The organism is Anaerobacillus sp. ABD4_527, assembly GCF_056160805.1.
Genome location: NZ_JBSWXZ010000001.1, coordinates 939,695 through 961,966 on the forward strand (window position 1 = coordinate 939,695; position 22,272 = coordinate 961,966).

Genomic DNA, 22,272 nt, shown 5'->3' on the forward strand with positions numbered 1-22,272 from the left:
TTCCATTATAAACTTTGCAAAGCCTGTTTTATAGGGGTATCTCCAGATATTAAGTCAAACGCACGTTTCTCTAGATTTGGATTTGATAATGCTTCAACAACTACTTGCGCAACATCTTCACGAGGCACAGAACCTCGTTCAAGTTGTTCACCAACCGCCACATTACCTGTTCCATTTTCGTTCAGAAGCCCACCCGGTCTTACGATTGTATAAGATAGGGAGCTTGCTTCTAATGCTTTGTCTGCATAGTGTTTTGCAGCGTAGTACGGAAGGAGAGAGTCGTTCCAGTTTTCGCGATTATTAGCTTGTAACGCACTTACCATCACATAGCGGTCAATACCATTTCGCTCCGCAGCTTCAACCGTTTTAACAGCTCCGTCCAAGTCTACTAACAGCGTTTTATCCGCACCTGTTTTTCCGCCAGAGCCCGCAGTGAAAATGACCGCATCCGTTCCACTCATCGCTTTTTCAATTTCATCAACTGAATCTTCTAAGCTTGCAACGACTGATTCTACACCTTTAACCGCTAAAGTTTCAGCCTGTTCTTCTTTACGAACCATCGCTTTCACCGTGTGTTCTTCACTACTATGAAGCAATTCAACAACTTTTTGACCGATTTGACCATTAGCTCCGATAACTAGTACGTGCATTGTGATGCTCCTTTCACGTTTAATATGGACATTATTCCATATTTATGAATGAGCTTCAATTAACCTGCTTTTCTATTTGATAGCGAAGAAATACTCGACTCTTTTGCCCTCATCGAAACGACAGAACTAACGAGCGCGAGAATGATGAATACCCCTCCAACCGTCGCATTCATTTCAACTGTGCCCCTCTCGATCACAAAAGCTCCGACAGTTGATCCAAGTGCGATACCTAGATGTAATGCTGAGTTATTTAAACTTTGCTGTATATCAGATGATTCTGGTGCAATTTCAATCAAATAACTTTGTTGTGCTGGCGTAATCCCCCAGCTAAGCATGCTCCAAACGACCATTACGACTAAGAATAATGGAAAGGCAAAGGTCGTATATGGGATGAGGAACATCGAAACTCCAAAAACAACGATAATAGAGAGTATAGTTGGCTTTGTTCCGAATCGATCAGAAGCGACACCACCTAATCCCCCTCCTGCTACAGCAGCGACTCCAAAGATCAAATATACAATGCTCACCCATGTTCCTGATAACCCGAGTGAGGATTTCAAAAACGGAGTTAAATATCCATAAAGTGTAAGGTGTCCTGTTAAAAATAGAAATGAGGTCAACTGTGCTGAAAATACCTTGCTATTCTTTAGCGTCAGCAATTGCTTTCTCATCGGAATCGCGGGCTTCGGTTGAATGCTCTCCATGAAAAAGTGAACGCCCGCAATCGACAAAATCGTTAATACGATGATGAGTACGAATGGTGCCTTCCAACCGAAAGCATTTCCTAACATAAGACCTATCGGTACTCCAAGAACAAGTGACGCACTTATCCCCATAAACACGACGCCGATCGCACGAGCTCGGTATTTACTTTCTACGATGTTTGATGCGATCGTGACGCAAAGCACAACGAGAAGTGATCCACTAGCTGCTGATATCACCCTCGCCGCCATTAGAACTGCGAAAGTATTGCTGAGGACGGCCAAAGCATTCCCAAACAAGAATACGATTAGTGAGAGTATCGTAAGTTTCTTTCGCTCTACTTTTGCTGTCAAGGATAATAAAATGGGTGCAGCGAGTGCAAATACGATTGAAAATACGCTGATCAATAGGCCTGTCTTCCCGAGACTAGCACCTAAATCTTCCGCTACAAGATCAAGAATACCTCCGATAATCAGTTCTACCATCCCGACAACGAATGAAACGATTGTCAGTAAATATACTTTTTTATTCATTATAATCCGCCTTCTCTCATTAAGTTACCACTAAAAGGGTAACTCCCATTTAACAAAAAGGCAATAGTTAATTTCAGGAACGTTACTTGTTATGCTAAGATGTAGGAAAGTGCGAAAAGCAAGGAGAGCATAGTGATGTTGCAGCAGTTTGGATTCACACAGTATGAAAGTCAAATTTATGAAGCGTTGATTACGACAGAGGAAGCGCTTGACGCATCTGCAATCGTAAAACAATCTGGCGTCCCTCGCTCAAAAGTATATGAAGTCCTTTATAAAATGGGAGAAAAAGGAATGGTTTTGGAATCTACAGTGGAAAAAAAGAGATTATATAGACCACTTCCGCTAAACTCAGCCATCGAAAAATTACAACGTGATTTTAATCGAAATATCGACCAATTAAAATCGTATGAAGCTAGGAAAAAACCTTTGGATGACCGCGTTTGGAGTCTTAAAGATAACCAATCGATCGACTCACTTGTAGCTGACCTTCTGAAACAGGCAACCTCTTCGATCGTCTATTCAGGTTGGTCAGACGATCTCTCACAGCACATTTCAACTATTGAAGAAAAGCAAATGAATGGAATTTCAGTTGAACTTCATTCGATCGGGGAGCTCGATACAAAAATAGATACGATCACAACTTTGATACCTGATGTTCAACATGAAGCGCTGCAGCGAAGCCGCATCCTCATTGTTGATAATAAAGAACTAGTATTTGCTGGTTACGAAGAATCAGGCTGGCAAGCGATTCATACGAGCTCTCGCCCCCTAGTGACGTTCTTTACTGAGTTCTTCTATCATGATGTAGCTTTGACTGAAATCACTCGCAAATTCGGAGCATTAATGATGGAGGATGAGGATATTAAAAACGTACTGTTAAAATTACGATACTGAGGAAATGAAAAAAAGCATGCCGCACCAGGCATGCTTTTCTCTCCTTCATCACTCTATGCTTTTACTTCTAGTGTCTTCTCTATTTCTTCTCTTAAAATAGCCATTCCCTCTGGACTCAATATGATGTTTCCATTGCCAAAGTACTTATTCTCGTTTAAGACTTCTCCTGTAATCATACACGCCATCTCCGGTTGGTACTTTTTCAAAACAATTCGATCTTCACTCGTAAAGATCTCCATTGGGTCTTTCACCTGGATATCAAGTGTGCGGCGCAGTTCTTTTGGAATGACGATACGGCCCAGTTCATCAATTTTTCTAACGACACCTGTGCTCTTCATGCTTATCACTCCTTCTTTTTAGCGAACGAAAACGTTCTTTATTTAATTTTAATAGTTTACTTGTCTACTAGCAAGCAAAAATGCTAATTTTTTTATAATTTTCCAAAATTATTCTAATTTCTTTTAACTATTGATACCCGCTTAGATAAAAAAACCGCCCGGCTAAACCGGACGGAAAAAAGGGGGAATTTTTAAGCTAGTTTAAAGTTACCCCCTTATGATCAAAACTAAACCACTTTTTTAAAAATTAATTTTTTCCGATTGAAAACCCCTCAAACAAGCGCCCTCCATACGGTGACATCTGACTATCTACGAATTTGATCACATCGTCTTTTCTTCCGGCTTTGAAATAACTATCAAAAACCTTTTCAAATTCACTAGCTAGCTCACTATCAAATTGTTTGAGCGCTCTCATAATCCATTTTGAAGAACCTGTCCAGTGGTTATTCATTCTAAGGATAAACTCATGCAGTTGCTCTAAGAGTGCTAAAGCGCAGCACAATTCTTCTCCCCTGTCTGTAGCACCAATAAAATCTTCTAGCACATCTGTCAAAAAATATCGCTTCAAACGAATTGTATCTTCATCCCAACTCTTAGGCCCCGCCTCTAAAATTCGCTTCGCTTCTTCTTTTAATTCTTTACAGCTTCCTTCATCAATCAGAATGATTCCTTCTGCAACCATTCGAGGCATTGAAGGTTTACCACGCTCACAGTCACTTTTATAAAAGGATTGATAGGTATTAAAATTATGTACATATAATTCTACCGGCCACTTTTTGTAATATAAGTTTTCCCTGTAAGAATTCGTAACCGAAGGATCGAAAACAACAAGATCAAGATCTGACGTTTTCGTACCCTCTCCTCTAACAATACTTCCAGCTAAAAGTGCTACGTTACAGTGAGGAAAGTGACTTTTTACAAGTTCCTTCGCATCATGTTTGGCAACCTCTAATCGTTTCATGGTCTTCCCCTCGCCTTTTTATTTTATTTTACATTGAGAAGGAAGAGAATCATACCTTCCACATTGATTAACATTTTGATACACTCTTATAGTACAAGATGAAGAAGAGTTGAATACACGTTTGGTCGTAAGCACAGACTTACTATACAAATGTTATTAACAGGAGGCACTATGCTAACTTTTGAAGAAAAGCTACACATTATAGAATCCACTTTCCCTGAATTAACACGTAAAGATGTGTCGCTGGGAAGAGTTAACTTTCACTATGAGGAAAGTGTTATGGATAAAAAGAACGTCGTCTATCATCTGCATCCTAGTGGAAACGGATTTGTCTATGGCGAGCTACTTGAAGAGTACCCAGTAGACGATAGAGGAATGGTTAATATCCGTGACTTCTCAAGTAATGACCTTCGAAAAATAATCGGAGAAGCGATTCACTCACTATCTGTTTTACCTGGAGAAGATATCGAAGAAGAAATCTGGATGAACGAAGAAGATCAAACGCTGCACCTCGCCTATGAGCCTGAGCTGGAGCTATGGAATGTGTATGCCGGTGACATGCTTGATGGCACTTTTCCTTCATATAACGAAGCGATTCAATACCTTGATGAAGAAGGCTTCATCCGCCAATAAAAATACCCCCAGCAACCTTTTGTTGCTGGGGGTATTTTCTATCTGAAACGATTCATATAAAATAACATTAACGATAGAGAAGGAAGAAGAAATGCATTTTCTAGCTTATGAACGTTTTTTCTCTCGAATTAGAAGGGATTGCAGCTTTATGTGAAGAAGCGAATGTTAATCGTGCTTTTCATCTTCAGTTACCTAACCATACTTGTTCACACGCTTGAATTGTTTGTAATTTTGTTTTAGAAAACAGCATTACATAGAGACTTTTGTCTCAAATCACTACACACCTTTTATTCTCTACAACGTGCCCCCTTAAATTACCATTCGGGGCGAATAATGTAAGTTGATAAGATAAAATGTTATAATATTCTTACTACTACATCTACCTTATTCTCAACACCCGTATCAACAAGAGATCAAAGACTAAGCTCAAAATCGATTCAGGGGGGTATTAGATGAGAAAAATACAACAAACGACAATTAATTCTGTTGTAAAATACGGACAAACAAAACTACCAAAGTCCGCCAATACAGAATGTCCTGAGTGCGGAAACACCGCTTCTTTCCATTTAAAATTCGATTACCAAATCAACCAAACGGTTTTTTCAACCTTTTCAAGATGTTCGGTATGTAAAGAATCCATTCTCTTTGTATTGATTAAAACGTCTACTAGCGATCAAGGTGAAGAAGTAGAGCTTTTTGTTCATCAAACTTCTTTCACTAGAGAACCTCTTGGCAGATTGGTTGGAACAGCAAGGCTTCCAGAAGATCTCGAGCGTGTCTATCGTTCAGCTGTTAACGTACATAATATGAAAGACTGGACTGCTACAGCAGTTATGGCAAACCGCGTTTTAGAAAGCATCACTAGAAGCTTTTTAGCTGAAAACGAACTTTCTCAACCTCTATCCAAACAGCTCGAAAGCCTGGCCAAACAAGTTGACCTCGAAGAGCCAATCGTACGGCTCGGGCAGCTGTTAGGCAAAGGAAGCAACCTTCACAACCTTTTATGCCTTGAAAATTCAGCAAGTGAAGAAACGGCTAATTTAATTATTGATTTATTGGACTCATTGATTGAATTTCTTTATATATTACCTCAAAAAATTGTGAACCTACAAAAGCAAATCGAAGAATAAACAAAACCAGGCCGTCATTTTGACAGGCCTGGTTGTTTCGTTACTCTACCGCTTCTTCTTTCCGAAATGAAGGGTAGTTGATGGTAATTGCCACAATACCAGCAATCGCTGTAAGAATTGGATAAATTGAATATGGTATGAGTGCCAAAGGCGAGATGGAAGCTAGTCCAGCCGCTGCTAGCAGCTGTGCGCCGTATGGGAGCATGCCCTGAACACTTCCAGAAAATATATCAAGAATACTTGCGGACTTTCGAGGATCAACTTGGTACTCTTCTGATATGTTCTTCGCGAGTGGTCCACCCATTATTATTGATATCGTGTTATTTGCCGTCGATAAGTCTAACATCGTAGCGAGTCCTGCGATACCAAACTCCGCTCCTCTTCTCGATCTCACTCGATGAAGAATTTTATCAAGAACGTACTGGACACCTCCATTATATCGAATGACTTCGATCATCCCACCAATAATCAATGCGATCATGGCGAGATCTTCCATCCCTTTAATGCCATCCGTTACCGTAGAAACGAGTCCACTTAAACCAAACGTTCCGTTAAATAAGCCTACTGCACCCGCGAACAACGTTCCACTTACAAGTACAATAAGCACATTTACCCCTGCAATCGCTGCAATCAATACGCCAAGGTATGGGAGGACGGAGATAAAATCAAATGGTTCACCTCCACTTACTGTCGCTCTTTCCCCTACCGTTAAGAATCCATATATAATGGCAGTAATAACTGCTGCCGGTAAAACGATGAAAAAGTTCACCTTGAACTTATCTTTCATTTTCGTGTTTTGCGTCCGAACAGCTGCAATCGTCGTATCGGAAATCATCGAGAGGTTATCCCCAAACATCGCTCCTCCAATGACCGCTGACAATGTCAAAGCTACAGGAATCCCGGATTGCTCTGCAATTCCAATTCCAATCGGAGCCAATGCTACGATCGTTCCCATCGAGGTTCCCATCGATATTGATATAAAGCACCCGATTAGAAACAAACCAACAACGAGAAGGCTTGCTGGTAATATAGAGATGCCGAGATTCACAATCGAATCTACCGCACCTATCTTTTTCGCTGTTTCAGCGAAGGCTCCCGCTAATAAGAAAACAAGAATCATTAAGATGATATTGGAGTTTCCTGCTCCACGACAAAACACCTCAACCTTTGTCATAAAGCTTTCTTTCCTGTTCATTGCGAGTGCAACGCCTGCAGCGATCAGTGAAGCAAGCACAACAGGCATGCTATAAAAATCTTTTGTTACAACTGCCGTTCCGATAAAAAGTAAAATAAATATACCGAGTGGAAGCAGTGCAAAGCCGTTCCCTTTTATGTCTTTATCCATGGTGTTTCTCCTTGTTCATAAAGTTTGTAGCAATCAAAAAAGCCCACTTCAAGAGAAGAGGGCTTTCACTCTTATCTCTCAAGATCTCTCTTGCTGGAAGCAGCACCTTTCTGACATACCAGAGGTTGCTGAAGCTTCTCAGGGCCAGTTCCCTCCACTTCTCTTGATAAGAACTATTCGATTTAGTGTTATGAAGTTTATCACGCATTATTCTGCTTCGTCAAGAATAAAGTCGAACCGTGTCGTTCTGCGGCTTACGCCTGAATAAATTTCTGAATGTCTCTTAAAATGGAACGTGGCTGCTCTTCAGGGAGAAGGTGACCCGTCTTTTCGTATACGATCAGCTCTGAATTCGGTAGATCTTCTGCCAGCCGTTTTCCAATTTGAAGCGGTACTACTCGATCATGCTCCCCCCATATCAGTAAACTCGGCGTATGAATTCTCCTCAATTCTTCTTGTGACAAATCCCCCTCACGATCTCGAATCATTCGTACGAGCGAACGGAAAATCCCTTCATGGAAGAAAGGCTGAACATAACCATCCACCATCTCTTCATCGATTAAATTTGGATCGTAAACGCAGTTCATCAAATTCCCTTTTGCTCCTTTTCGCGAAAGCCAGCGCTTTAAATACACTGAGAAAAAGGGCAAATAAGAAGAGTACACTAAACTCTGTCTCGCTTTTTCAAGGTAGCCTGAACTACAGAGCAAAATATTTTTCTTAACTAGGTCTTCATCGATACTTGCTGCTCTTAATGCCACTTGCCCTCCCATGGAATGACCAATCATAACGGTCTCGTCAACACTTAGCCGCTCGAGTAGTTCGATCACGACTTCCGCAAAGTTTTGATAAGAGTGAACAAACCGACTCGATTTTTCACTTCTTCCAAACGGTGGGAGATCAACGGCTACAATCGTGTAATGCTTTGAAAGCAAGGGAATCAATCTTCGATAACTAAAAGTGGAAGATAAAAACCCATGCAGTAATGTTAGCACAGGACGGTCCGACGTCACTTCGTTCTCATGATACTCATAGTGAATATCAATTCCTTTTATGTTCTCCTTATAATGTTTGAGACTCTCTACAGATAGCATCTGACAGTTCACTCCGTATACTAGTTTGTACGTATTTTACCCCTTTTCGCCGAGGAAAAACGTCTTCTGTTGTGGGGAGTGTTACCATCTTAGTCGCCTTCACCAATATGCACGAGGCTTGCAAACGAAATGTTCTGCCTCTTCTCATCTAGATCAACAATTCGTAATTCTTTATTGAGCTGGTCGATATAATGAACATATCCTGTCAACACGTTCTTCGTACCGTTCTTGAAATAATGAAATGTAAGCGGCTGGTGAAATGCCATCGCTTCACAAATGGTGTCGTTCATCTCCTCAATCTTCTGCTCATCAAGCTCAGGCTGTTCTCTTCTCCGGTCTTCCTCTTTCCATTCTCTTAACTCTTTAACATGCTCTGGTAACATCATCGATGTCCATTTAATATTTCCTCGGTCACGAATCATCTTATCAACCCCTTTCTATGCTTTGTGACCTCCGACAAGCTTACTTCGATGCAACGCTGTACCGGCTTTCGTGTAGGAAACAGCGCGAAGCAGAGAATCGGATCCGTATTTCTCCCGTATCGAGTCCATTACGTATCCAAGGTCTCGCTGCTTCGGCCGTTTCAAATTGAAAAGGTTGAGCTGCACTTCCTCGTCATCACAAATATTTGAAAGAGCGATTGAGATTTTCCGAACCGTTTGCCCTCTATAAAATTCCTGAAAAAGCTGCAAGCACACGTCATAGATTTCAAGCGTGATGGAGGTGGGGCTGTCGATGCTTCTCGACCTGTGAAAACCGCCGCCTCCCTCGTCTTTACTATAGCCGATTCCGAGGCTGATCGTACGCCCAGCTTTTCCGGCTCTTCTCGCACGCCTCGCTACTTCTTCACTCATTTCCAAAATAACGTGTTTGATTTCTTTTTGCTCATGATAATCACGAAGTAGAATCTGACTTTTACCAAAGCTGATCTGCCCCTGCATAATCGGAGCTCCAATGTCAGAGAGATCTACTCCCCATGCATGGTGATAGAGCTGATTGCCCATCACTCCGAACTTTTGTTCAAGAAGATGTAACGGGTATTTTGCGAGCTGTTCAACATTCATAATCCCCATCCGATTTAAAGTGCGCTCGAGACGCGGACCGATCCCCCACATTTTACTTAGAGGCGAAATAGACCAGAGCTTCTCAGGGATATCCTCATACGTCCATTCAGCAACGCCATACTTCTTCGCCTCTAAATCCAGACAAAGCTTCGCCATCAGCATGTTAGGACCTATACCGATCGCACATGGTAAACCGAACGTTTCACTGATTTCTTTCCTGATTTTATTAGCCGTCTCAAAGCGTCCTCCCCACAGACGCTCAGTCCCGTCGATTTGAAGAAAAGATTCGTCCACACTGTACGTATGGATACATTCTTTTGGAACATACCGATGAAATAACCTTGTGATCTCCATCGATTGTTTCAAATAGGATGACATTCTCGCATTCACGATATGAATACGGGGATCATCAGGAATTTCAAAAAGCCTGTTTCCTGTTCGGATATTAAAATCTTTTTTTAGTGCAGGCGAGGCCGCTAAAACCACACTACCCTGACGCTCCGTATCTCCCACGACAGCAAGATGACACGTTAAGGGATCGAGCCCCATCTCGACCGCAGAACAGCTCGCATAAAAACTTTTCATATCAATACACAAAATGGTTTTCTTTTGTAACGTTGAATAATCCACCTTCACCACTCCTTTCAAATAATCGAAAATAAGAACACTAGTTCTATATATCTATACCCGTATTTTACCCGAATATACGTTCGTATATCAATAAGTACTTTCTTCCAACGCACTACAGCACGAAGATAAGAAACAAATTTAGCAGAGCAATTGTGGCCATGTGGTACTTTGGGGTTTCGTGTTTCATTGAAAGAGGGAATCGTTACGTAAAATATAAGGAGGAAATCATATGGGAATTTTTAGAGAGGATGCATTGAAGCATCATCATATTGTCGTAACTGGAGCTACCGGTGGAATCGGATATGTAACAGCGAAAGTAGCGGTACAAACAGGTGCAGCAGTAACGATCACAGGACGGAATGAAGAAAAGCTTTCAAAATTAAAAAAAGAATGCGAGGAACTGATGGAAGGTGCAAAAGTCACGAGTATTGTTGCTGACCTAACAAACACAGAAGACCGCTCGCACCTTATCAAGAAAGCTGCAAAGGAAAACGGACCGATCACTGGACTCGTAAATTCAGCAGGTATTGGCGGTGGGGATACGTTAGATTACTTACAGGAAGAAGATTTACGAAACGTGATGGAGCTGAACTACACTGCTACAGTGCTTCTTACGCAGCTCGTTTATAACCACATGCGTAACGAAGGTAAAAAAGGCGGAATCGTGAACCTCTCTTCTCTTTCAGGATTACGAGGTACATACGGAAACACAGCATACAGCGCATCTAAATTCGCAATAACTGGATTCACACAATCATTCGCCCACGAAGCGATCAAGCACGGCATTCGCGTTAACGCCGTATGCCCTGGATTCGTCGACACCGAAATGGGAAGAAGTGCAATAGAAGCTAAAGGAAAGCGGGAAGGTAAAAGTTACGAAGAAGAATTGCAAGCGGTAGAAGAAGGATTACCTTCTGGGCGTATCACACAGCCAGAAGAAGTAGCAAACAGCATTATCTACCTCTTATCGAGCGCATCTGAGAACATTATTGGAGAGTCACTAAAGATCTCTGGTGGTAGTGTGATGAGATAAAACAGAACAAGAGGCTGGGACAAAACCAACATACATGAAGGGAATCGCGAATGTAGAATGTTAAAGGGTAAGACTTTAGCGTAGCCAACATACGTAGACTCCTGCGGGAACAGCACGAGTCCGAAGGCCCCGCGGGGTTTTTTGCTTTCTGAGGAGACTGAGGCCGTGCCTGCGGAAAGCGAAGTATGTTGGCGAAGCGGCGGTTTCCTATCTGTAAATTACAAAAGGCCCGATCTAATTCAAATGAATTGATCGGGTCTTTCTCATGGTTATACGCTTATGCCCCAGCCTCTTGTTTATTTCTGATTAAAAAATCGGCCGCCCACTTTTTCAATTAGACCAGGGGCTGCGTGATAAATCTTCGCTCCGGCATTCATCCAGCCCGGAAGGTTCACTTCTCGCTTACCTTTTTCAATAGCTGATAAGATCTCACCCGAAACCTTCTCAGGAGTCAGCATCATTTTTTCTACGTTCTTTGTATAATTGCCACTGCTGTCAGCCACTTCAAAGAAATTGGTCTTGATCGGCCCAGGATTGACGGTCATTACGTTGATACCATAGGGCTTCATCTCTAACCTTAAGCTATTTGAAAACCCAAGGACCGCATGCTTTGTAGCGGAGTAAGCAGCTGACTTAGGTGTCGCGATTTTTCCAGCTTGTGAAGCAACATTGATCACTAGGCCTTTTTTCGCTTCTACCATGCCTGGTAAAACATTCGCGCAAAATCTCATCAATCCTATGACGTTCACATCGAACATCGTCTCGATTTCTTTCATATCCGCATCGACAAAATTGTCAAACTTACCGAAGCCAGCATTATTGATGAGTATGTCGATCGGAGGCATTTCTTTTAATAACCGAGGAAGGAGTTGATCAACTCTCTCTCCATCTCCAACATCCATCGGCCATACGGCAGGAGGATAGCCACCTTCCGATTCAATTTGCTCTTTCAACCTAAGCAACGTTTCCTCGGTTCGCGCGACGAGGATAAGTCTTGCGCCTTCTTTAGCTAAATCGAGAGCTAACTGGCGGCCTATTCCACTTGAAGCCCCGGTTATAAGTATAACTTTGTTCTTAATATTCTTCATGACTCTCTCCTAACGATTATTGATGTCTATAGAGATCGACTTCTCCACTTCTAAACTGAGTTATCATCCCTTCAGATTGTAAGTAATCTAACTGACCGATCGTCTCAGAAAGAGTAAGCCCAATCTGCTTCTTATAAATACCTGGAAACAGCTTTTGACAAACTTGAAAAGCGGTTAGCGGCTCTTGTTTTAATAACACTCCAACTTTCTTGGCTCGTTCTTCCTGCTGTCGCAGACGATCCTTGATTAACACCTCGACGTTTTCAATCGGGTCACCGTGACCTGTATAAACAAAAGACGGTGCTAATTCAAGTGTTTTGTAATAGGACTCGCGCTGTTGTAGCAGCGGCTTCGGACGATTCTGCTGTCCGTTGTACGGTGGCTCTAGTATAGGATTCGATGAGATATTCTTTATGAGGTGATCCCCTGCTATCATCGTTCCAGTCTGTTCATGGAGAAGAGAAATATGGCTTTGTGCATGACCAGGAGTTTCGATTACCTTCCACCCCTTACAGCCAGGAACCTCATCACCTTCAGTAAGATGGACATCACACGTGGCCCGATCTGTAAAGGAGAGATATTCTTTTAAATCATGGACATGATGTAAAAAACGCTCATGGACTCCCGCACTTTGATAGATGCCTCTCATAAACATCTCGTGCTCTTGTAAAAAGCTATCTTTCATTTCAAGCCAACGATCATTTTTCCAGTGACCAAGCACTTTCTTACCCATCTCTCTCATCAATCCCGCTAACCCGATATGATCAGGATGATGATGCGTTAAGATTACTTGATCAACGTCTTCCAAAGAAAACCCATGGTCCTTCAACTGTGATACAAGGACTTCTTTCGCTCGTGATGTTCTAGGACCTGTATCAACCAGTGTTACCGCATCACCCTTAATTAAAAAGCAATTCACAGGACCAACTAAAAATGGCGTCGGTACTGTGAAGGAGAGTATTTCATCTGCCATCGTCGCGTTCATCACTCCACCGCCTATCCTTGATTTCCTAACTCCATTCTACTCTTCATCCTACCTTTTGTCATTATATCAGTATAGTTAAGTCAGAAAATTATAAAAACTCATTGACAATTTTTTTAATTCGTAGCATACTATGTAAAACTAAACGACCTTTAGCTACGAACGGGAATAGTAGAAGTAAAAGCATCGTTCAGAGAGAGGAATTCAGAGGCTGAAAGATTCCTTACTACCTGCAAACTTTGAACCTACCCATGAGCTAGCTGTGGAAACACGGCCGTCCCCTACGTTATAGGGATTTTGAGGATATCTTAGATATCAAATGAAGGTGGTACCACGGATTACGCCCATTCGTCCTTTAATTATAGGATGAGTGGGCGTTTTAGATTGAAAGGAGAGGAAAGGGTATCATGAACTCGCTGCACATAGGTTTTCTCGGAGCCGGATCAATGGCTGAATCGATGATCGAAGGTATGATTGCAAAAACATTTATTTCTTCAGAGCAAATCATTCTGCTAAACCGCATCGATATCAAAAGACTTGAAGATTTACAAGTCAAATATAACGTTGAGACGACGCAGGACTATGAAAAAATCGCAACAAAGTCGGACGTTATCATTCTGGCTATGAAACCAAAAGATGCCGAGAATGCACTTATGAGCTTAAAGCCTTATGTTACGGAAAATCACCTTATCATATCTGTTATAGCTGGGGTTACAACAACCTTTATTGAAGCGTGCATTGGACCGAACATACCAGTAATCAGAGCGATGCCAAATACATCTGCAGCAATCGGCCTATCTGCTACAGCTATTTCTTCTGGAAGGTATAGCAACACTGAACAGGAGAATTTTGCTGCTAGTCTATTCGAAACAATCGGCACCATCGTTCATGTGTCAGAAGATCAACTAGACACGGTGACAGGTTTATCCGGAAGCGGCCCTGCATATTTTTACTATATGGTCGAATGTATGGAGCGAGCAGCAAACCTGAATGGATTAGATAAAGAAACGGCTCGTGACTTAATTATCCAAACGATGACAGGCGCTGCAATGATGTTGAGCCAAACGAAGCAATCTCCTTCCCTTCTTAGGGAGAAAGTAACCAGTCCTGGAGGAACTACTCACGCCGGTCTGTCGATTTTAAGAAACTATAAGTTCGACGAAGCCGTACTGGAAAGCATCACAGGTGCTAGAAAGCGTTCAGAAGAACTGGGTCACTCACTCATTAAAGAAAAAAGAGTGTAAGCAAGACTGCAATGTTAAATCGTTCTTTTTTGAAGTTCTAAGAAATAATTACTTAACGTCTCTAATGCCTCTTTACTATCTGTACCGACAGCGATAACAACTAATGATCCCCTGTATCCATTCAAAGCACTCATGCTCAATAAGCTCTTTACATTTAAAGTGGTATTAGAGATTTCAACAACGATGTAGCTTGAAAAAAGGTTCGCAGTCTTTACCACATGCATCAAAAAGGCTGTAGTTATCTTTTCAGTTAATAGAAAGGTATGTTGAGACTTCAATTAGCCACCTCCTAGTAAAATCCGTACAACCGTTTGCACCTTCTTATTCTCCCACCTTTGTGACGGTTTCTCAAGGGACATGACACCTTTTCTGACACACTCTTTCAAACTCACTCATACACTGTGTTAGATATTCTAACACCCTTCTAACGAATTGTTGGCGTATATGCTATACTAAATAGAAGATTATTAGTTTGATAGATGAATTTTATAGTATATGAAACCATTACAACAATATGAATGAGAGCGTGGGAGTGAATCATAATGTCTTATAAAGAGAAAAAAGTTCTTCCGATCGGATCAGTCAGTGAATTAACAGGTTTATCACTCCGCAAAATCCGGTATTACGAAGAAAGAGGATTAATTCTTCCTGAACGATCAGGCGGAGGCACGAGAAAATTTTCATTTAACGATGTAGAAAAACTCATGGACATTGCAAACCAAATTGAAGATGGCATGCAAACGTTCGAAATAAAGAAAATGTACAAAAAAGATAAGCAAAAAGATAAAGGTAAGATTAGAGATGAGATGATTCGCGGACAGCTTAACGCTGCGTTTAAGATGTCAAAATAGGTTCAATTGAGTAGTCGTGCCATCTCTTTTTACATTGTCCGTTTAATCTATACGTTACAGGGTATAGAACGAGTAGATGCAAAACGTACAAGAAGGGAGATTTCATCGTGAGTTTTCATTACACAATTGACACGACGAAGACGATTGATAAAGCAGTGGAGGATTTAAGTGCTTCATTACAAGAAGAAAGTTTCGGAGTGCTTTGGGACTTTGATTTAACTTCAAAGCTTCAGGAAAAAGGGATGGAATTCAATACACCTTTTCGCGTATTGGAGGTATGTAACCCAAAGGAAGCTGATCGTGTTCTGAAAGAAAACAAAATCGTCGGGTATTTTCTTCCATGTAAAATCGTCGTTTATGAAGATAATGGCTTAACAAAGATCGGCATGCCGAAGCCAACCACCTTGCTAGATCTAACTGAAGATGATCGACTTAAAGGCATCGGTCTAGACATTGAAGACCGATTGATCTCTTGTATCGAAAACAGTAGATAGCGAATAAAGAAATGACTCCCTTGGTAGGGAGTCATTTTCCATGCGCTTCTTCATCTGGGTGATACTGGTATTTATTCAAGCTCACCTTATTATTCTCCGAAAACGTTACGCCTTCACCTTCTAAAGCTACTCGTTGAATAAACACGCCTTCTTCTTCACGTAAACCGATTTCCCCTTTTGCATTGATTACTCGATGCCATGGTAACCCATGTTTCTTACTCATAGAATGCAGGATTCGAACGACTTGTCTAGCACCTCTTGGACTCCCCGCTATTCTGGCGATTTGTCCGTATGTCATCACACGCCCTCGAGGAATTGCTTTTATAATGTGAACTGCTTTCTCAGTAAACCTCTCCACTAAACTCCCTCACTTTAAGCTAACGATTTCATCTCCATCTTAACAAATTTCTTTACGATTCACCCGTCTCCCACTCACTTGCGAATAAAATGCACAAGTTAACTAAAACTAAAACGGCACAAGTTCTCGTAAAGGAGTTAAAGTTGATGAACAAACGGTTAATTGATTGGCCTACGTTTTTCGGAGCACTATTCTTGTTGCTACTAGTAACTGTTCCACTCGTTCTTTTTCCTGAAGCTGGTAAAGTGGTCGTTGATAAAGCAAATACCTTTATGACGACAAGGTTTGGTGTCCTCTATCTACTTGTTGGACTCGGAATATTTTTATTCTTGATATATGTGGCATTTAGTGAGAATGGCCGAGTACGACTCGGAGACGAAGATGAACGCCCAGAATTTAATAATTTTTCATGGGCGGGGATGCTTTTTTGTGCAGGTATAGGATCTAGTATTCTTTACTGGGCTACGATTGAATGGGCTTATTACTTTCAAGGTCCACCTTTTGGGCTCGAACCAGGTACGAAAGATGCCATACTGTGGGCAAGTACATACGGTATCTTTCACTGGGGACCGATCGCTTGGGCGATCTATACATTACCAGCTCTACCCATCGCGTATTTCTATTACGTTAGAAAAAAGCCTGTCCTTAAAATAAGCGAGGCGACGAGACCTTTAATCGGAAATCTTGCTGATGGACCTTTAGGTACGATCATCGATGTATTATTCATGTTTGGATTACTAGGTGGTGCAGGAACTACTCTTGCTCTCGGGACTCCAATGATTGCTGAAGGGATCAACATGTTGACAGGGCTGCCTGTAAATATGGTTTTAAAAACAATGATTCTCGTTCTAGTAACATTAATATTTGCGGTAAGCGCTTATTCTGGCCTAAGAAAAGGAATAAAAGTTCTTTCTGACTTGAACCTTGTTTTGGCCATATTCCTACTTTTATTCGTATTGATCTTCGGACCAACTCGATTCCTTGTTGAGACAACAACGAATAGTATCGGTCTCTTGATGGACAACTTCTTTCATATGAGCACGTGGACAGAGCCATATAATACTCTCGGTCCATATGAAAAGACAGGTTTCCCTGAAAGTTGGACAGTATTTTACTGGGCATGGTGGCTCGTTTACGCTCCGTTTGTTGGGCTTTTCGTAGCAAAGATCTCTAGAGGACGTTCAATTAAACAGATGATTCTTGGTACGATTTCATACGGAACTTTCGGAAGCTTGTTGTTCTTCGGTATCCTTGGAAACTACGGGCTTCACATGCAACTTACAGGTAAATTCGATGTAATCAGCGTATTGAACGATCAAGGTGCACCAAGAGCAATCCTTGAGACGATTGGACAGCTCCCATTACCGTGGCTGATGATCTTTGTATTTACAGTGCTAGCGATTATCTTTCTTGCGACAACATTTGATTCGAGTTCATATATTCTCGCTTCGGTGGTACAAAAAGAAGTGGAAGATGAGCCGATACGTTGGAACAGACTATTCTGGGCATTCGCATTATGTTTAATGCCACTCACGTTGATGTTCATAGGTGGATTAGGTACACTTCAAACCGCAAGTATCGTTGGAGGGTTTCCACTACTCTTTATCATGATTATGCTCGGCTGGTCATTTATGAGAGCATCTTCACAAGATATTAGAGCTTCTGAGCATTATGAGCCAAAAGTGTATTCATTAAATTACAAAAAAATATTACAAACGCTAAGAAGAAAAAAGAAAGACCGGAAGCAAAAAGGACCTGTGGACGCTCATTTCGAGGAAGAAGATCACAATGAGGATAAACAAGATTAAGCGCAATAAAAGAGATTTAAGAAAAAACATGATTGACACTCCATCTTGTTCATGATAAAAATTGTATAACCAACTACACATGAAATTGCTTTGAAGGAAACTTAGTAGCCTCCCTTTCCCTGGAAAAGAGAGCCGATGGTCGCTGCGAATCGGTGCATAAAGGAACGGTGAATTTCATTTCTGGAGCTTCTTTTGCTTCGGCAAGAGACGGTGAAGATCGTTAAACATACTAAGTGGTGAGATTATTCTCACAACCAGGGTGGTACCGCGATATTCAATCGTCCCTACGGATTCCGTAGGGGCGATTTTTTATTGCAACGAGTCTTCACCCATGAATGAAAGGAGAAAAGTATGAGTCAGAAAGAACAATGGTCATCAAGACTGGGCTTTATTTTAGCTGCTGCAGGATCTGCTATCGGCCTCGGCGCAATTTGGAAATTCCCTTATACAGCTGGACAAAACGGAGGAGGCGCATTTTTCCTCATCTTTATTTTATTTACTTTAATACTAGGACTACCTCTTCTTCTCGCTGAGTTCTCGATTGGTCGAACCGCTCAAAGCAATGCGGTAGATTCCTACAAGACGATCGCCCCTCAGTCGAAATGGTATCGCGTCGGAATTTTAGGTATGGTAACTTCGTTTATTTTGCTTTCTTTCTATAGCGTTGTTGGCGGGTGGATCATCGTATATCTCTATAAAGCAATAACCGGACAAATGTATGGACTGTCCTCAGATGAATACATGCAGGTTTTTGGATCGACGATCGCTAATCCACTTATCAGTGTGGGTGTCCAGCTCCTCTTTATTTTGATGACAATATTCGTCGTTTCAAGAGGAGTCGAGAAAGGGATTGAAAAGGCAAGCAAAATCATGATGCCAGCACTTTTCATTCTTTTTATTATTTTAGTATTAAGAGCTGTCACACTCGATGGAGCAATGGAAGGCATACAGTTTCTACTACAGCCTGACTTCACGAAAGTAACGTCTCAAACAATATTAGAAGCAATGGGACAATCGTTCTTTACACTGAGCGTCGGCGTCTCAGTTATGGTGACGTACAGTTCTTATTTACCAAAAACTCAAAGTTTACCACGTTCAGCGATATCGATCGTGTCTTTGAATATTCTTATCGTACTACTAGCCGGGCTAGCGATTTTCCCAGCAGTCTTTTCTTTCGGACTTGAACCAGGTGCTGGACCTGTACTGTTGTTCAATGTATTACCAACAGTTTTCAGTCAACTTCCGTTCGGCATGCTGTTTTTCATTGCGTTTTTAGTACTTTTCTTATTTGCAGCACTCACTTCTGCATTTTCAATGCTTGAAATTATCGTATCAGTTATTTCAAAAGGAGATTTAGTAAAGCGTAAAAAATGGGCGTGGATCATCGGTCTTGCGATTTTTGTTGTAGGAGTTCCTTCCGCCCTCTCATACGGTGTTCTAGGAGATGTAACGCTATTCGAAAAAACCATTTTTGACCTTGCTGATTATACAGTCAGCAACATCTTACTCCCTCTCGGCTCACTATTGATTGCAATTTTCGTCCCGCTAAAAATGAAAAAGACGGATTTATATGAGGAGCTTAAACGTGGAGGAGGACTTAAAAAAGGACTGTTCGAAACGTGGTATTATCTTATCCGCTTCGGTGCGCCACTCTTAATCCTCGCCGTTATGCTTGATGCATTAGGACTTATATAATAAACAAACACTCACCACGTTGTAACTGGTTTACTTCAAAGGTGCAAAATATGAAATCAAATAGGAACTCACAATTGAATTCAGACGCTAAATCACAGTAAATAGAGCTTGGAGGCAGAGTGCCGTTCCAAGCTTTTTGCTTTTAGTGTTTAATTATAGTTATAGATCCGATAAAATTATATAAACTAACTGAACATTTTAAAAAATGAGATTTCTTTAATGTATTCTTACGAGTTAGTAACTTATCAATAATTAATTTGTCTATAATTACCTTCCAGTTATTCAGTCGAGTTGCTCTTGCATATTACCCAGTTATCTTGCTAATTTTTCACCAACTCTCGCAAGTATTTATGGGTGTGGATCGGCAACGGATACGTAGTAGCTTCGTCATTCCTGTTATAAGTCGGAATCGCAAAAGCTAATCGATAGAGATAGTCACCGTACTCTTTATTAGGCTCGCCGTTAAACTTGTAACTAATCGGTATTCGATTAGAAAATAGTTGGTTTATCTTTCTTTTTGAAGCTTCTTTGACGGTATTTTGCACTGTGTTGGGTGACGGGTATTGATAAAAGAGTTTATTCTTATGTTGGTATGCTACCAACCCTTTAGAAGGATTTCCGTCTTGAACATAAGTGAACCCAGACTCTTTAGATGACCGGTAGTAAACTACTTTTTCACCTTCTAATTCAGTTAGCCATTTATAATCTCTAGGCAATGTCAGATAATGACCTTCTTCGATCTGATTGTGGAGGTATTGTATAAACATTCTTGTTTGGTTGATGGTAAACGGAGTCATTCTTTTTTCTTGTTTAAACAACTCGCGTATCGAAAAGAACCCTTCAAATCCTGAAGATGAATATTTAAATTCGCCCTCCTTAAATTGACTTACGAAAATATAATATTTTTGTTCTTCGTTCTTTACTTTTACAGCTCGTTCAATGCTGACATAAACGGAGCGATCCTTTTCCATTTCAGGTAGTAAATTAAAATAGATGTTGTTTACCATCCCCATACGTGTAAATACATCTCTTAGGATGCTTGGGGCGCGACTCTCTAAAGGTTCTATATCAATCTTTTCCGAATGCTTCCCTTCGGGGTGGAAAAATTGTGTTGCCACGTTATTTGCATAAAAAATTTCACGAAGTAACACCTTAGGATCCTTATCCCCTTTGTCCCTCAGGTCGCCAATTTGTAAAATTGCAGCTTCCCAATCCTTGTTTGATAGATATGTGTTGATTTCATCAATTCGTTTCATCCTATCGTCGATCTCTTCCGTAAGATGGAGAGCCTGGTCATCGTATTCGAATTCTAATCTCAATGTTTTTTGGTCCTGAGCATTAAAAAATTCAAACGCATTATCTCCGATTGGTTCTACTCTAGTACCTTCTCCTTTTGGGAACAATGGTTTTCTTTCTTTCTTTTCACCTTTACTATTTATATAGTAAATTGGGCGTTCTCCAGCGCCTATCCAGTCGAAGAAATGGTTCTTTAAGGTCTCTTCTGTACTGATTACACCAATTCGGAGGGTTTTGGCTTCCTCTTTAGTAGATAGTGGCCATTGATCCGTTTTGTACGTGGTCTTTTTCTTAACAGTCCATTCACTAATTTCATGAAGAATATAATCCAGACCAGTTACAGAATCTGCAACTAGTTGAACCATCATATACCGATCAGGAAGACTAAGACCTGGTTTAACATTCGCAAATGATCGCTCTTCTTTTTGTAGAACCAATTTCAACTCTGGTTCACCATCGAAATAATCTCTGGGTGCTTTTGACCAATTTTTTAACAAGTCTTTGTTTTTTAACTGAATGATGTTCCCAGTGCTCGCGTGTTTCGGGATGTAAGCATTGTTTTCTTCCTTTAGTGTAACAACTGAATAGTTACAATGATCCTTTTTCCATTTGATAAAAAGGCTACGATTCTGAATTTTATTCGGAATTTTCCCTTTTGACGTATACACCTGTGTTTTAAATGTCCTCAGCTGCGGACTAAGGTCGATGCACCATTCGCCCTCAACTTGACTCGCACTGGCCGTCATAACATTAGCAATTGGGTTTTTATCCTTCTTTCGCTTCTCATTTTCATAGTGCTGGCTAATCGCTTCTACCTTTCCTTGGTTAATCGTGTATGAGAACGTTAATTCATTGAGAAAGTTCCACATTTCTTCATACTCAATACCTTCAAACCCATCAACTGCAGCCAACCTTCTTTTATCGAACGGCATATTTGTCCACTCGTTTTTGTATTTTAGCTGGACAAACGTTTTTAATAGTGTGGATTCTAACAGAGGCTTAGCCAAGCGTTCTCCTTGGTTGACCAATTCTTCAAGCGAATTAGTTTCCATCCAGAGGATTTGAGTTAATTCCTCTTCCGAATGGACACTTTCCAATTGCTCTCTAAACGCTTCGTCCAGTTTTGTACGGATAATGTGAGAGTATATGGTGTGCAAGACAGAGTGGAAGTTATTAATCTCACCTTTGAAGAAGAGAATGGGTTGTTCACCCCTCAAGGACTCCTTTCTAAAATTACTAAACAAATAATCTTCGAACACCATTAGGAGTCGATGATCAATCGATTTAATCTCAAATCGAAGGTTGTAATCTTCCTTTGTAAATCGCTCTATCAGACTTACAAGTGAAGGTCCGAGATAAACTGTCGTAATCATTTTTTCTTTATAGAATTCCGGCGTTACTTTCACTCGATGAGGGATAACCTGGCTGTTCTTTTTCATTTCATCTTAC

Annotated in this window: 22 protein-coding genes, 1 riboswitch and 1 other annotated feature; of the genes, 9 read left to right on the top strand and 13 right to left on the bottom strand. The window is 41.0% G+C overall.

Features of this window, described 5'->3' with window-relative positions; translation table 11 throughout:
* Nucleotides 1–5: 5 nt before the first annotated feature.
* Both ACXAHI_RS04975 and ACXAHI_RS04980 read right to left on the bottom strand, forming a co-directional pair.
* Entirely contained in the window at nt 6–650 is a 645-nt protein-coding gene (locus ACXAHI_RS04975; RefSeq protein WP_474846390.1) for an SDR family oxidoreductase, read from the bottom strand.
* A gap of 59 nt (nt 651–709) precedes the next feature.
* Entirely contained in the window at nt 710–1,885 is a 1,176-nt protein-coding gene (locus ACXAHI_RS04980; RefSeq protein WP_474846392.1) for an MFS transporter, read from the bottom strand.
* 135 nt (nt 1,886–2,020) lie between these two features.
* On the opposite strand from ACXAHI_RS04980, the gene ACXAHI_RS04985 reads away from it, so the two are divergent.
* A complete protein-coding gene (locus ACXAHI_RS04985; RefSeq protein WP_474846394.1) occupies nt 2,021–2,779 on the top strand; it encodes a TrmB family transcriptional regulator in 759 nt (252 codons plus the stop codon).
* 53 nt (nt 2,780–2,832) lie between these two features.
* Here ACXAHI_RS04985 and ACXAHI_RS04990 read toward each other — a convergent pair whose 3' ends face one another.
* Nucleotides 2,833–3,117, bottom strand: a complete 285-nt coding sequence (locus ACXAHI_RS04990) for an AbrB/MazE/SpoVT family DNA-binding domain-containing protein (protein WP_270179170.1) — start codon at nt 3,115–3,117, stop codon at nt 2,833–2,835.
* A gap of 247 nt (nt 3,118–3,364) precedes the next feature.
* Nucleotides 3,365–4,078 (bottom strand): nucleotidyltransferase domain-containing protein, encoded by a 714-nt coding sequence (locus tag ACXAHI_RS04995; RefSeq protein WP_474846396.1) that lies wholly within the window; start codon nt 4,076–4,078, stop codon nt 3,365–3,367.
* Between the two features lie 171 nt (nt 4,079–4,249).
* On the opposite strand from ACXAHI_RS04995, the gene ACXAHI_RS05000 reads away from it, so the two are divergent.
* Together ACXAHI_RS05000 and ACXAHI_RS05005 are read left to right on the top strand one after the other, a co-directional pair.
* Nucleotides 4,250–4,711 (top strand): hypothetical protein, encoded by a 462-nt coding sequence (locus ACXAHI_RS05000; RefSeq protein WP_474846398.1) that lies wholly within the window; start codon nt 4,250–4,252, stop codon nt 4,709–4,711.
* Nucleotides 4,712–5,163: 452 nt separating this feature from the next.
* Nucleotides 5,164–5,841 (top strand): hypothetical protein, encoded by a 678-nt coding sequence (locus tag ACXAHI_RS05005; RefSeq protein ID WP_474846400.1) that lies wholly within the window; start codon nt 5,164–5,166, stop codon nt 5,839–5,841.
* Between the two features lie 40 nt (nt 5,842–5,881).
* Here ACXAHI_RS05005 and ACXAHI_RS05010 read toward each other — a convergent pair whose 3' ends face one another.
* The 4 genes from ACXAHI_RS05010 to ACXAHI_RS05025 form a co-directional block, all read right to left on the bottom strand.
* Nucleotides 5,882–7,186: a Na+/H+ antiporter NhaC family protein gene (locus tag ACXAHI_RS05010; RefSeq protein WP_474846401.1), complete on the bottom strand. Its 1,305-nt coding sequence runs from the start codon at nt 7,184–7,186 to the stop codon at nt 5,882–5,884.
* A 68-nt stretch (nt 7,187–7,254) separates the two neighbouring features.
* Nucleotides 7,255–7,359: riboswitch (SAM riboswitch) on the bottom strand.
* 81 nt (nt 7,360–7,440) lie between these two features.
* The gene (locus ACXAHI_RS05015; RefSeq protein ID WP_474846403.1) at nt 7,441–8,280 is read right to left on the bottom strand and encodes an alpha/beta fold hydrolase; all 840 of its coding nucleotides are present in this window, start codon (nt 8,278–8,280) and stop codon (nt 7,441–7,443) included.
* A gap of 89 nt (nt 8,281–8,369) precedes the next feature.
* Nucleotides 8,370–8,702 carry a YolD-like family protein gene (locus ACXAHI_RS05020; RefSeq protein WP_474846405.1) on the bottom strand — a complete coding sequence of 111 codons (333 nt, stop codon included), beginning with the start codon at nt 8,700–8,702 and terminating at the stop codon, nt 8,370–8,372.
* Nucleotides 8,703–8,717: 15 nt separating this feature from the next.
* Nucleotides 8,718–9,929, bottom strand: a complete 1,212-nt coding sequence (locus ACXAHI_RS05025; protein ID WP_474848077.1) for a Y-family DNA polymerase — start codon at nt 9,927–9,929, stop codon at nt 8,718–8,720.
* A 274-nt stretch (nt 9,930–10,203) separates the two neighbouring features.
* Between ACXAHI_RS05025 and ACXAHI_RS05030 the strand changes: the two genes are divergently transcribed.
* Nucleotides 10,204–11,007: an SDR family NAD(P)-dependent oxidoreductase gene (locus ACXAHI_RS05030; protein ID WP_474846407.1), complete on the top strand. Its 804-nt coding sequence runs from the start codon at nt 10,204–10,206 to the stop codon at nt 11,005–11,007.
* A gap of 296 nt (nt 11,008–11,303) precedes the next feature.
* On the opposite strand, the gene ACXAHI_RS05035 is transcribed toward ACXAHI_RS05030, so the two are convergent.
* Together ACXAHI_RS05035 and ACXAHI_RS05040 are read right to left on the bottom strand one after the other, a co-directional pair.
* Nucleotides 11,304–12,095, bottom strand: a complete 792-nt coding sequence (locus ACXAHI_RS05035; RefSeq protein WP_474811247.1) for an SDR family NAD(P)-dependent oxidoreductase — start codon at nt 12,093–12,095, stop codon at nt 11,304–11,306.
* 16 nt (nt 12,096–12,111) lie between these two features.
* Nucleotides 12,112–13,080: an MBL fold metallo-hydrolase gene (locus tag ACXAHI_RS05040; RefSeq protein ID WP_474846409.1), complete on the bottom strand. Its 969-nt coding sequence runs from the start codon at nt 13,078–13,080 to the stop codon at nt 12,112–12,114.
* A gap of 404 nt (nt 13,081–13,484) precedes the next feature.
* Between ACXAHI_RS05040 and proC the strand changes: the two genes are divergently transcribed.
* Nucleotides 13,485–14,321, top strand: a complete 837-nt coding sequence (gene proC, locus ACXAHI_RS05045) for a pyrroline-5-carboxylate reductase (RefSeq protein ID WP_474846411.1) — start codon at nt 13,485–13,487, stop codon at nt 14,319–14,321.
* 14 nt (nt 14,322–14,335) lie between these two features.
* Here proC and ACXAHI_RS05050 read toward each other — a convergent pair whose 3' ends face one another.
* Nucleotides 14,336–14,599 (bottom strand): HPr family phosphocarrier protein, encoded by a 264-nt coding sequence (locus ACXAHI_RS05050; RefSeq protein ID WP_474846413.1) that lies wholly within the window; start codon nt 14,597–14,599, stop codon nt 14,336–14,338.
* A 264-nt stretch (nt 14,600–14,863) separates the two neighbouring features.
* On the opposite strand from ACXAHI_RS05050, the gene ACXAHI_RS05055 reads away from it, so the two are divergent.
* Nucleotides 14,864–15,172: a MerR family transcriptional regulator gene (locus tag ACXAHI_RS05055; RefSeq protein WP_270179183.1), complete on the top strand. Its 309-nt coding sequence runs from the start codon at nt 14,864–14,866 to the stop codon at nt 15,170–15,172.
* Nucleotides 15,173–15,279: 107 nt separating this feature from the next.
* Nucleotides 15,280–15,666 (top strand): DUF302 domain-containing protein, encoded by a 387-nt coding sequence (locus ACXAHI_RS05060; protein WP_474846415.1) that lies wholly within the window; start codon nt 15,280–15,282, stop codon nt 15,664–15,666.
* A gap of 31 nt (nt 15,667–15,697) precedes the next feature.
* Here the strand turns inward: ACXAHI_RS05060 and ACXAHI_RS05065 are convergent, their stop codons facing one another.
* Entirely contained in the window at nt 15,698–16,024 is a 327-nt protein-coding gene (locus tag ACXAHI_RS05065) for an MGMT family protein (RefSeq protein WP_474846417.1), read from the bottom strand.
* A 146-nt stretch (nt 16,025–16,170) separates the two neighbouring features.
* Here ACXAHI_RS05065 and ACXAHI_RS05070 point away from each other — a divergent pair, with 146 nt between their 5' ends.
* Both ACXAHI_RS05070 and ACXAHI_RS05075 read left to right on the top strand, forming a co-directional pair.
* Nucleotides 16,171–17,832 (top strand): BCCT family transporter, encoded by a 1,662-nt coding sequence (locus tag ACXAHI_RS05070; protein ID WP_474846419.1) that lies wholly within the window; start codon nt 16,171–16,173, stop codon nt 17,830–17,832.
* 81 nt (nt 17,833–17,913) lie between these two features.
* Nucleotides 17,914–18,121 (top strand) — a binding site (T-box leader).
* A gap of 62 nt (nt 18,122–18,183) precedes the next feature.
* Complete coding sequence (locus ACXAHI_RS05075; RefSeq protein ID WP_474846421.1) at nt 18,184–19,527, top strand: sodium-dependent transporter; 1,344 nt, start codon at nt 18,184–18,186, stop codon at nt 19,525–19,527.
* Between the two features lie 320 nt (nt 19,528–19,847).
* Here ACXAHI_RS05075 and ACXAHI_RS05080 read toward each other — a convergent pair whose 3' ends face one another.
* Complete coding sequence (locus ACXAHI_RS05080; protein WP_474846423.1) at nt 19,848–22,262, bottom strand: hypothetical protein; 2,415 nt, start codon at nt 22,260–22,262, stop codon at nt 19,848–19,850.
* Nucleotides 22,263–22,272 lie beyond the last annotated feature (10 nt).